The 10,633-nt window shown below is 61.5% G+C and carries 9 protein-coding genes; 7 read left to right on the forward strand and 2 right to left on the reverse strand.

Going from position 1 to position 10,633, the window contains the following annotated elements:
• The first annotated feature begins 344 nt into the window (after nt 1–344).
• The 7 genes from PMI38_RS16105 (at nt 345) to PMI38_RS16135 (ending at nt 8,002) form a co-directional block, all read left to right on the forward strand.
• On the forward strand, nt 345–1,988 hold the full coding sequence (locus PMI38_RS16105; RefSeq protein ID WP_008095946.1) for an acetolactate synthase large subunit: 1,644 nt from the start codon (nt 345–347) through the stop codon (nt 1,986–1,988).
• A gap of 181 nt (nt 1,989–2,169) precedes the next feature.
• A complete protein-coding gene (locus PMI38_RS16110; protein WP_008095948.1) occupies nt 2,170–2,724 on the forward strand; it encodes a UPF0149 family protein in 555 nt (184 codons plus the stop codon).
• A gap of 149 nt (nt 2,725–2,873) precedes the next feature.
• Entirely contained in the window at nt 2,874–3,497 is a 624-nt protein-coding gene (locus PMI38_RS16115; RefSeq protein WP_008095951.1) for a glutathione S-transferase family protein, read from the forward strand.
• A 27-nt stretch (nt 3,498–3,524) separates the two neighbouring features.
• Nucleotides 3,525–5,555 (forward strand): pyridoxamine 5'-phosphate oxidase family protein, encoded by a 2,031-nt coding sequence (locus tag PMI38_RS16120; protein ID WP_008095953.1) that lies wholly within the window; start codon nt 3,525–3,527, stop codon nt 5,553–5,555.
• 172 nt (nt 5,556–5,727) lie between these two features.
• Nucleotides 5,728–6,624, forward strand: a complete 897-nt coding sequence (locus PMI38_RS16125; RefSeq protein ID WP_008095954.1) for a LysR family transcriptional regulator — start codon at nt 5,728–5,730, stop codon at nt 6,622–6,624.
• Between the two features lie 172 nt (nt 6,625–6,796).
• Entirely contained in the window at nt 6,797–7,645 is an 849-nt protein-coding gene (locus tag PMI38_RS16130; protein ID WP_008095957.1) for a hypothetical protein, read from the forward strand.
• A 117-nt stretch (nt 7,646–7,762) separates the two neighbouring features.
• Nucleotides 7,763–8,002, forward strand: coding sequence for a type II toxin-antitoxin system RelB/DinJ family antitoxin (locus PMI38_RS16135; protein ID WP_008095958.1), 240 nt, complete (start codon nt 7,763–7,765; stop codon nt 8,000–8,002).
• A gap of 299 nt (nt 8,003–8,301) precedes the next feature.
• Here the strand turns inward: PMI38_RS16135 and PMI38_RS16140 are convergent, their stop codons facing one another.
• Together PMI38_RS16140 and PMI38_RS16145 are read right to left on the reverse strand one after the other, a co-directional pair.
• Nucleotides 8,302–8,661, reverse strand: a complete 360-nt coding sequence (locus tag PMI38_RS16140; protein WP_008095960.1) for a hypothetical protein — start codon at nt 8,659–8,661, stop codon at nt 8,302–8,304.
• 207 nt (nt 8,662–8,868) lie between these two features.
• Nucleotides 8,869–10,119, reverse strand: coding sequence for a ribonucleotide-diphosphate reductase subunit beta (locus tag PMI38_RS16145; protein ID WP_008095962.1), 1,251 nt, complete (start codon nt 10,117–10,119; stop codon nt 8,869–8,871).
• Nucleotides 10,120–10,633 lie beyond the last annotated feature (514 nt).

The following is a 10,633-nucleotide window of genomic DNA, read 5'->3' on the forward strand; positions in this document are numbered from 1 at the left end:
AGTGAAACGATGCATCGCCGATGGTAGTGTGGGGTTTCCCCATGTGAGAGTAGGTCATCGTCAAGATTCATTTCGCAAAACCCCTATCTGCGCGAGCAGGTAGGGGTTTTGTCTTTTCGGCATCTTTACCTTCGTAATCAAAAATGTTTTGTCCGTCTGCTACCTCTTCAAATGCACTAAACGGTGCGACAATTAATCCTGTTCGTTAACGTGACTTTTCCCTGCCTGGTCTGCGTCAAGGCTTAGGTTCGGGGCATCCTCGCGCCCGGACAGAGCGATGCCAGCGTACCGTGCTGCGCATTTCTGGACCTCCACCGTCCTATACAACTGAGGTTACAAGCAAGATGGCCAAGGCCGCCGATGTCGTTGTGCAATGCCTGGAAAACGAAGGTGTCGAGTATGTGTTCGGCATTCCTGGTGAGGAAAACCTCGACCTGCTGGAATCCCTGCGCAAGTCGAAGATCAAGCTGGTACTGACCCGCCACGAGCAGTCCGCAGGTTTCATGGCCGCCACCTATGGCCGTTTGACCGGCAAGACCGGCGTCAGCCTGTCGACCCTCGGCCCAGGTGCGACCAACCTGGTAACCGCCAGTGCATACGCCTACCTGGGCGGCATGCCGATGATGATGATTACCGGCCAGAAGCCGATCAAGAAGTCCAAGCAGGGCCGCTTCCAGATCATCGACGTGTGCGGCATGATGGACCCCATCACCAAGTACACCCACCAGTTCGCCTCGGCCGACAACATTCCGTCGCGTATGCGTGAAGCCTTCCGTCTGGCTGAAGAAGAAAAGCCGGGCGCAGTGCACCTGGAGCTGCCGGAAGACATCGCCGCCGAGCAGACCGACGCCATGCCGATTCCGCCGAGCCTGCACCGTCGTCCGCTGGCCGAGCATGTGGCCATCGAAGCCGCCATCGAAAAACTGCGCAACGCCCGCAGCCCGATCCTGGTGATCGGTGCCGGTGCCAACCGCAAGATGACCGCCAAGGTCCTCAAGCAGTTGATCGACCAGACCGGTATCCCGTTCGTCACCACCCAGCTCGGCAAGGGCGTGGTCGATGAACGCAGCCCGCGCTTCCTGGGCAACGCTGCGCTGTCGTCCGGTGACTTCGTCCACCGTGCCGTCGAAGCCGCCGACCTGATCGTCAACATCGGCCACGACGTGATCGAGAAGCCGCCATTCTTCATGGTCCGTGGTGGCACCGAAGTCATTCACATCAACTTCCGCTCCGCCGAAGTCGATGCCGTGTACTTCCCGCAGATCGAAGTGATCGGCGACATCGCCAACGCCGTCTGGCAGATCGGCGAAGGCCTGGGCGACACCTCGCATTGGGACTTCACTCGCCTGATGGCCATCCGCGAGGCCAACGAAGCGCAGATCGCCGAAGGCAAGGACGACGACCGCTTCCCGGTCTACCCACAGCGCCTGGTCGCCGACGTGCGCCGTGCCCTGCCGTCCGAAGGCATCGTGGCCCTGGACAACGGCATCTACAAGATCTGGTTCGCCCGCAACTACAAGGCCCACAAGCCCAACACCGTGCTGCTGGACAACGCTCTGGCGACCATGGGCGCCGGCTTGCCATCGGCCATGGCGGCGCACCTGGTGTACCCGGATCGTCCGGTGATTTCGGTGTGCGGTGACGGCGGCTTCATGATGAACAGCCAGGAGCTGGAAACCGCGGTACGTCTGGGCATGCACATCACCGTAGTGATCCTGCGTGACGACGGCTACGGCATGATCCGCTGGAAGCAGGCCAACATGGGCTTCACCGATTTCGGCCTGGACTACGGCAACCCGGACTTCGTCAAGTACGCCGAAGCCTACGGTGCCAATGGCCACCGTGTGGAAAGCGCAGAAGGCTTGCTGCCGCTGCTCGAGCACTGCATCAAGACCCCAGGCGTGCACGTGATCGACTGCCCGGTCGACTACAGCGAGAACGACCACATCCTCAATAGCGAGCTGCGTGAGCGCGCGCTGGCGGTGTAATAGCTGAAGGCCAAATCGCCGGCAAGCCGGCTGCCACAGGGTCCACCACTGGTTCTGAATACAGTGGGGTACCTGTGGGAGCCGGCTTGCCGGCGATTGCTTTTTCTAAGCAAGACAATCCCTCCCCACCGATCCCCATGTGCTAGGGTGCACGCAAAACGCCACCCCAGGACGCCCATACATGCTCCCCGCGCTCAGCGAAAAAGAACTCGACCGCCTCGAAGACCTGCTGATTACCTACGGCAACGACTATTCAGTGCTCAACCTGGCCGAACTCAACGGCTTCTTCACTGCCCTGGCCAGTTCCCCGACTCAGGTCATACCCGAGCAATGGCTGCCAGCAGTGGCAGGCGGCAAGGTCCCAAAATTCAAGAAACCCGCCCACGAAGAAGCCTACACGGCCCTGATGCTGCGCTACGCCCATCAAGTGGCTGAGCAGTTGGCGGATGACCTAGAAGGCTTCGAGCCCGTGTTCGAAGAAAGCGAAGCCGAGGAAGGTACGGCGATCATCATGGAGGAGTGGTGCTTCGGCTATATGCGCGGCACTCAGGTCGCCGGCTGGGGCGAGCTGCCAGCCGAACAGGATGCGCTGCTCAAAGCCATCTCGCTGCATGGTCTGGAAGACAATTTCGAAGTGCTCGATGCCATGAGCTTCAGCGAGCTGCAGGCCTGTGTGCCGCACGTGGTCGCGGCAGCCAAGGGCTTGTATCGCTACCAGCGACAGCAGCGCCATTGAGCTGAACCGTCAGTGCCGTAGCCGTTACCCCTGATTATTTCGCATGGCGAAATTATGGTTTCCCCACGGCACTGATTCTGTTGTCCGCCGATTCAGCGCAGCATGAGCTCCAGCCGCACCACGCCGGTGCCGACCCTGGAGCCTTCACCGTGATCAAACTCTACAACTTCCCCAAGTCCGGCCATGCCCACCGCATCGAGCTGATGCTCTCCCTGCTGAACCTGCCTGCCGAACTGGTCTTCGTCGACCTGGCCAAAGGCGCCCACAAGCAGCCGGAATTCCTCGCACTCAACCCGTTCGGCCAAGTGCCAGTGATCGATGACAACGGCACCGTCATCGCCGACTCCAACGCCATCCTGGTCTACCTGGCCAGCACCTACGACAAGCAAGGCCGCTGGCTGCCCCACGACCCGGTCGCTGCCGCGCGTGTGCAACGCTGGCTGTCGGTCGCCGCCGGGCCCGTCGCCTTTGGCCCTGCCGCCGCTCGCCTGGTCACGGTGTTCGGTGCCTCGTTCAACACGGACGAAGTGATTGGCCGGGCCCACACCCTGCTCAAAGTCATGGATGCCGAACTGGCCAAGACACCGTTCCTGGTGGGCAACGAAGCGACCATCGCCGATGTCGCCAACTACTCGTACATCGCCCACGCCCCAGAGGGCAATGTCTCGCTGGAGCCGTACCCGCATGTGCGTGCCTGGCTGGCTCGGATCGAGGCACTGCCCGGTTTCGTCGCCATGCCGCGCACCGTCGTGGGCTTGCAAACCACCGTGTGATCCGCGGATAACGCGAGGAATGCCGCCATGTCGCAACGCCCTGACCAACACGGCTCACCTTGGCACGCCGGTGAGAAACGCCTGCAGGAGCAGGTGGGAGTAGCGCAGCGCATGGAGGCGTTCGGGCAGAAGGTCATTCGTGACTACATGCCCGACCAGCACCGCACCTTCTACCATCAACTGCCGTTCCTCGTCGTGGGCGCTGTGGATGCTGACGGCAAGCCCTGGGCGACGCTGCTGGAGGGTTCGGAAGGGTTCATCCGCTCACCCGACCCACGGCAATTGCTGATCGATACCCAGCCCGCCAGCGACGACCCGGCAACCCCGGGCTTGGCGGCAGGCGAGGCCATCGGCCTGCTCGGCATCGAGCTGCACACTCGCCGGCGCAACCGCATGAACGGCCTGATTCACCGCGCCTCCAGCGGCCAACTGGCGGTTGCGGTGGAGCAGTCGTTCGGCAACTGCCCGCAGTACATCCAGATGCGCGCCTACCGCCGTGTGGATGAGCCGGCGCAGGAGCGGCTGGATTCAACCGTACTGGATGCACAGGTGGTGGCGATGATCGAGAACGCCGACACCTTCTTCGTCGCCAGCTATATCGATCACCCGGACGGCCATCGCGCCGTGGATGTCTCCCATCGCGGGGGGCGCCCAGGGTTCGTCAAAGTCGAAGGTAATCGCCTGACCATCCCCGACTACGCCGGCAACCTGCACTTCAATACCCTCGGCAACCTGCTGGAAAACCCGCAGGCGGGGCTGTTGTTCGTCGACTTCAGCAACGGCAACGTGCTGCAACTGACCGGGCGCACCGAAGTGATCCTCGACAGCCCGACGATCAAGGCCTTCGAAGGCGCCGAGCGGCTGTGGACGCTGACGGTCGAGCACGTGGTGCTGCGCCGGGCTGCCATTTCCTTGCGCTGGGCCTTCCAGGAATACGCACCGACCAGCTTGATGACCGGCACCTGGGCCGAAGCCGAGCAACGCCTGCAGCAGCACGAGCGGCAACGCCAATGGCTGACGTGGCGGGTGCAGCGGGTGGAGCAGGAAAGCCGCGATATTCGTTCCTTCTACCTTGCCGCTGATGGACCGGTGGCCTTCGCCCCGGGTCAGCATATTCCGGTACGTATTGCCCTGGCGGGCCATGCTCCGCTGATTCGAACCTACAGCTTGTCCAGCGCACCGTCCGATGGCCACCTGCGCATCAGCGTCAAGGCCCAAGGCCCCGCATCGCGTTACTTGCATGAACGGCTCGCTGTCGGTGACCCGTTGCAGGTGCGCCTGCCCATGGGCAGCTTCACCCTGGAGGACGACAGTGACCGGCCCCTGGTGCTGATTGGAGCGGGTGTAGGCATTACCCCGCTGATGGCCATGCTGCGTGAACAGCTGGCCAGACAGAAGGGGCGGCGTATTCACCTGTTCCAAGGTGCCCGTAGCCTTGCCGAATTACCCTTCCAGCACGAACTGGCCGAGTTGCGACAGCAAGCAGGTGCCCTCTTGAGCGTGCACCGGGCACTGAGCCAACCGGAGGCAGAAGCGGTGCCTGGGCGAGACTATGAGCACGCTGGTCGCCTCGGCATCACACAGGTCAAGGCAGCGCTGCCCCTGGACGATCACGACTTCTACCTGTGTGGACCGGCGAGCTTCACCCAAGAGCTCTACGAAGGTTTGCGCGCAGTGCATGTGCCAGATGCCCGTATCCATGCTGAGGCCTTCGGCCCGTCGACGCTCAGGCGCCATGGCGACGACAACAAGCCGGTGCTGCAACAGCCGCCCGCCGCCAGCGAGCCAGTGCCGGTGTACTTTGCCAGTTCGGCCAAGGAAGCCCGTTGGGCTCCTTCCAGCGGTACCTTGCTGGAGTTGGCCGAGGCGCGCGGGCTATCGCCGGATTTCAGTTGCCGAGGCGGCTCATGCGGCACCTGCAAGACCAAGCTGGTGAGCGGGCAAGTGCATTACCCAAACCCGCCAGCCGAGCTGCCGGAGAACGGTACGGTGCTGATTTGCTGTGCCGTGCCTGCCAAGCTGGAGGAGGGCGCGCAGGCGCTGGTGCTGGAGCTTTGATGTTGTCTGTGCGGCCCTATCGCCGGCAAGCCGGCTCCCACAGGTATGCCACTGCTCTCAGGCCCGATGGGGTACCTGTGGGAGCCGGCTTGCCGGCGATAGGGCCTGTCCAGTCAGCACAATATCCCCAGATAACCGATAATCCGACCACCCACGATGCCCAGGAGCCGGCATGGACCACATCCACCTGATGAAGGTGTTCATCGCCGTAGGCGAGCTAGAAAGCTTCGCCGCCGCCGCCCGTCGCCTTGATATCTCCCCCGCCGCCGTCACCCGTGCCGTCAGCGCCCTCGAAGATCAGCTTGGCGTCAAGCTGCTGCTGCGCACCACCCGCAGCGTGCGCCTGACCGAGGCGGGCAACCGCTATCTGGAAGACGTCCGACACATCCTCGCCAGCATCAACGAGGCCAACGAAGCCGCCGCCGGCATCAACGCCACGCCCAAGGGCGAGCTGGCAGTGACCGCCCCGATCCTGTTCGGCAAGAAGTTCGTCATGCCGTGCATCGTGCGCTACCTGCAGCAGTACCCCGAGGTGGACGTGTCGGCCTACTTCCTCGACCGCATCGTCAACATGGTGGAGGAGGGCATGGACGTGGCCGTACGCATAGGCCCCTTGCCCGATTCCGGCCTCAAGGCCCTGCGCGTGGGCAAGGTGCGGCGCATGCTCTGTGCATCCCCGCAGTACCTGGAGCGCCATGGCGTGCCGCAGCACCCGTCGGACTTGCCGGAACATGCGGTGATCGCCACCACCAACCTGTCGCCCCGGGCGGGTTGGCGCTTCGGCGTGACCGACCAACCGACCCTGGTGCGCATGCAGCCGAGGCTGACGGTGACCAGCAACGACGGCGCGATCGCGGCGGCCGTGGGTGGCTTGGGGATTGCTCGCCTGCTGTCTTATCAGGTGGTCGACGAGCTCGCCAGCGGGCAGCTGCAGGTGATCCTCGCCGAGTATGAAGAAGCGCCCTGGCCGATTCACGTGATGCACCGGGAGAGCAAGTACGGCTCGGCCAAGGTGCGCGCGTTCGTCGACATGCTGGTAGAGCAGCTGCGCGGCCATCAGCTGGACTGAATCTGACCCTTATTCTGTGGGAGCGGTGTTTTATCTGTAGGAGCGGGTTTACCCGCGATGGGCCGCAATACAGCCCCAACCCGCAATCACCCCCGGAACCATTGATACCAACACATGTCCCATTGCCATCAGAAACATTGACGTTTCATTCCCCAAGCAAGGAGGCTCCACCATGCAACCCACCCCAGCCACGTCCACCGGAAAGCTGCTCGGTACCTACGGCTACGGCAAAGCGCTGATCATCTGCCTGCTTCTGCTCGGTAGCATCTTCATCGCCCTGGCCGCCTTCGTCGGCTACCTGAGCGTCGCCAGCACCGCGCAGTTCAACGGCCCCAAACATATCTTCACGTTCACTATCGGCTTGCTCGTCGTTCTCGGCCTGATCATGTTCGCGTTGGTCCCGTGGCAAAAAAAGTTGCGCACCGCTCGTTACGAGGTCTACGAAAAGGGCATCTGCCAGATCATCGGCAGCCAGCGTGACTACGTCCCCTTTGCCGAAATGAACGACCTCTACCTGTTCGCTTCTGGCCAGACTGCCTTTGCTGGCCTCACCAACAACCTGGCCTACCGCCGCAATGCCAGCGAGCCCTTCCGCCGCGTCAACCCGCACCTCAAGGGCCTGTTCGCCTTCATGGAGCAAGTGCGCGACCAACACCTGGAAGAACGCCTGCCAGTGGTATTCACCACCCTGGAGAACGGTGGTGCGGTTCAGTTCAACTACCTCGACACGACCCAGGTGTGGGGCAAGCGCATCCGCGGCGACTTCTTCGACATCAGCACCAAGCCCCTGACCGTCACTCGCGACAGCCTCGACATCGATGGTCGCAAGGTGTCCTTGCAGAGCTTGCGCGGCGTGGACCTCAACCAGTGGACCGAGCTGGTGGTGATCAAGGACGAAAGCGGACAGACCCTGCTGTCGACCGTGGGCACCGGCATCATCAGCTTCGACCTGTTCCTCAACACGCTGCATAACTTGCTGGAGACCCCGCAGGTACAGGCCGACAACGCCGTCGGCGCGTGATCGCAGGCGCAAGGGGCCGCGTAGCGGCCCCTAACTTCCAGTACAGAGACAGAAGCGCTAGCGCTATAGCGGCTACCGGCGCAATGTAATTACGAATGTCTTTACCTGGAGGGGGCCATGGCATCCATCAATGTTCGTATCGCTGATGAACTCAAGGCTCGCGCCTATCGGGAGTTGGAGCGGCTGGGCGTCACTCCCTCCGAATTCATGCGCCTAGCGCTGCAATATGTGGCTGAGCGCGGCAAGCTGCCTTTCCAGCCGGTCATGATGACCGAAGAAGACGAAAACCTGATCGCAACGCTGAGCGAGCGACTGGCCGCCCCTCACCGCGTAAAGGTAAAGCTGGATGACCTATAGTCACGCATTTGATTCGCGTGCACTGAAAGTCTGGAGTGAACAAGAATGGCATGCACGGCGCATATCTTGTGAAAACAACAGTCTTGCTCAAAATCCAAAGTCCTTGCGCGTCCCTTGTGTGAGCCGGCTTGCCGGCGATGAGGCCGGAACAGGCAAAAGGTTGTCGCCTTGAATAGTCTGTTCGAGCCCAATCGCCGGCAAGCCGGCTCCCACAGTTTCCCCGCTAAATTCAGGTTCAATGTAGTACCTGTGAAAGAGCCGGTTTTCCGGACGGGCGCCGGCGCAGCCAGCGCCGTTCACTACATCCCATGCATCCGCAACGCCCGCTGCGCACACTCCCGCCAGCTCATCTTTCGCTTCACCAGCGCCCCAGGCTCAGCCATCTCCCCAGCCATCACCACCGGCATATCCCGCATCCTGACCCAAGGCTCACTCTGCCAATACAGCAATGTCGCCGTCCGCCCGCCGGGCCAGCACATCTGTCCCAATCGCGGCACATCTTCCGCCCCGTCAGCCTGCCGGATGCAGTGTTCGTCGGAGAAGCGACCCGTCATCCGTCCGAGCTCGTGGGCGCAGAACCAGGCTTTGGCTTCGAGCCAGAGGGTGTGCAGAGGGCGGTTTTGGCGAGTAAAGAGGGTAGGGGTATATAAACTGTCCATGCTGGCAATCCTGATAGGGGAGAGCCGTTTCTGACGGGAACGGGATTCCGCTGCGTGAGCGTTCTTAAGCGCCTGGATACGTTATCGGTGATGCCTTAAGACCAAACAATGCCCGATTCTGTAGGAGGTTTCCTGTTTTGAGCTTTTCGTCCGCCAATAAAAAAGGCTGCCAATTTGGCAGCCTTCTCGATGGATAAGCCCGGATAATCAATCCCAGCTCAGCGCACCACCCGTCTGATACTCGATCACGCGCGTCTCGAAGAAGTTCTTCTCTTTCTTCAAGTCCATGATCTCGCTCATCCAAGGGAACGGGTTGGTAGTCCCCGGGTACTCTTCCTTCAGACCAATCTGAGTCAGGCGACGGTTGGCGATGAACTTCAGGTAATCCTCCATCATCGCCGCGTTCATGCCCAGTACGCCGCGTGGCATGGTGTCACGTGCGTATTCGATCTCCAGCTGAGTCCCTTGCAGGATCATCTGGGTCGCTTCTTCCTTCATCGCCGCGTCCCACAGGTGCGGGTTCTCGATCTTGATCTGGTTGATCACGTCGATACCGAAGTTCAGGTGCATCGACTCGTCACGCAGGATGTACTGGAACTGCTCGGCCACGCCGGTCATCTTGTTGCGGCGGCCCATGGACAGGATCTGGGTGAAGCCGCAGTAGAAGAAGATGCCTTCCAGGACGCAGTAGTAGGCGATCAGGTTGCGCAGCAGCTCTTTGTCGGTCTCGACGGTGCCGGTGTTGAATTCCGGATCGGAGATGGCGCGGGTGTACTTCAGGCCCCAGGCGGCTTTCTTAGCGACCGACGGGATCTCGTGGTACATGTTGAAGATCTCGCCTTCATCCATGCCCAGCGACTCGATGCAGTACTGGTAGGCGTGGGTGTGGATCGCCTCTTCGAAGGCCTGGCGCAGGATGTACTGGCGGCACTCGGGGTTGGTGATCAGGCGGTACACGGCCAGGGCCAGGTTGTTGGCAACCAGCGAGTCGGCGGTGGAGAAGAAGCCGAGGTTGCGCATGACGATGCGGCGCTCGTCTTCGGTCAGGCCGTCCATGCTCTTCCACAGGGCGATGTCGGCGGTCATGTTGACTTCTTGCGGCATCCAGTGGTTGGCACAGCCGTCGAGGTACTTCTGCCAGGCCCAGTCGTACTTGAACGGCACCAGCTGGTTGAGGTCGGCGCGGCAGTTGATCATGCGCTTTTCGTCAACGGCGACGCGGGCCGAAGAGCCTTCCAGCTCGGCCAGGCCTTCGGCGATGTCGAGGGCGTCGAGGGCGGCCTTGGCACGTTTCACGGCTTCGGAGTCAGAAGCGGTGGCTGCACGGGCTTCCAGGGCGGCGGCACCGCCGGCGCTGTCGAGCTTGTCGAGGGTGGCAGCGGCGTTGGCCTGCGCAGGGGTGTTGCCTTTGGCGGCTACTTCGCCGTCTTCCTTGTCGAATTCGTCCCAGCTCAGCATGGTCATTGGCTCCTGCTTGAGGGTTGCTTGTAGCAACCGGTTGGATATTTAGGTGATGCCGGTACTACGCAAGGCCATCAGGCGTTACGGCAGGCAGTGAGAGCGGGCTCTCGTCACGTTTGAAATTGTCTGTGTCAGCGCTTGTCCTTTCCTCGAACGAGGGGCCAAGGCGCCGGAAAGCTGTACGGCCACGATAAAACATGCGGTCTGGGCAAGCGGCGCTTGCGTCTCGCAGTCGATCATTAGCTCAACCCTTTTTGGGGGGGCGAAGTATACCGGAATTCAGGGTGGATCGGGGCGCTGCGGCGGTCGGGCGACGGTAATTTTTCGACCTGCGTTGTGTGCTTCCGTTCACCTGATGTCTGTCGTTTTCCTGAGGTGAGAGTCTAGCTCTAAATGAGAGTTGATCCTATATCTTGTGTGCTTTTTTTTTGGCGGCACAGCATATGGTGTTTTGATCCGGATCAGGGCCCGAGGCTTGTGTTGCCTGTACCGGCCCTGTCGCCGGCAAGCC

Source organism: Pseudomonas sp. GM84 (genome assembly GCF_000282535.1).
Taxonomy (GTDB): Bacteria; Pseudomonadota; Gammaproteobacteria; order Pseudomonadales; family Pseudomonadaceae; genus Aquipseudomonas.

Coding starts and splice junctions, on each gene's coding strand:
- PMI38_RS16125 (WP_008095954.1), top strand. CDS start 5,728: ATGGACCACATCCACCTGATGAAGGTGTTCATCGCCGTAGGCGAGCTA.
- PMI38_RS16135 (WP_008095958.1), top strand. CDS start 7,763: ATGGCATCCATCAATGTTCGTATCGCTGATGAACTCAAGGCTCGCGCC.
- PMI38_RS16105 (WP_008095946.1), top strand. CDS start 345: ATGGCCAAGGCCGCCGATGTCGTTGTGCAATGCCTGGAAAACGAAGGT.
- PMI38_RS16110 (WP_008095948.1), top strand. CDS start 2,170: ATGCTCCCCGCGCTCAGCGAAAAAGAACTCGACCGCCTCGAAGACCTG.
- PMI38_RS16130 (WP_008095957.1), top strand. CDS start 6,797: ATGCAACCCACCCCAGCCACGTCCACCGGAAAGCTGCTCGGTACCTAC.
- PMI38_RS16140 (WP_008095960.1), bottom strand. CDS start 8,661: ATGGACAGTTTATATACCCCTACCCTCTTTACTCGCCAAAACCGCCCT.
- PMI38_RS16145 (WP_008095962.1), bottom strand. CDS start 10,119: ATGCTGAGCTGGGACGAATTCGACAAGGAAGACGGCGAAGTAGCCGCC.
- PMI38_RS16120 (WP_008095953.1), top strand. CDS start 3,525: ATGTCGCAACGCCCTGACCAACACGGCTCACCTTGGCACGCCGGTGAG.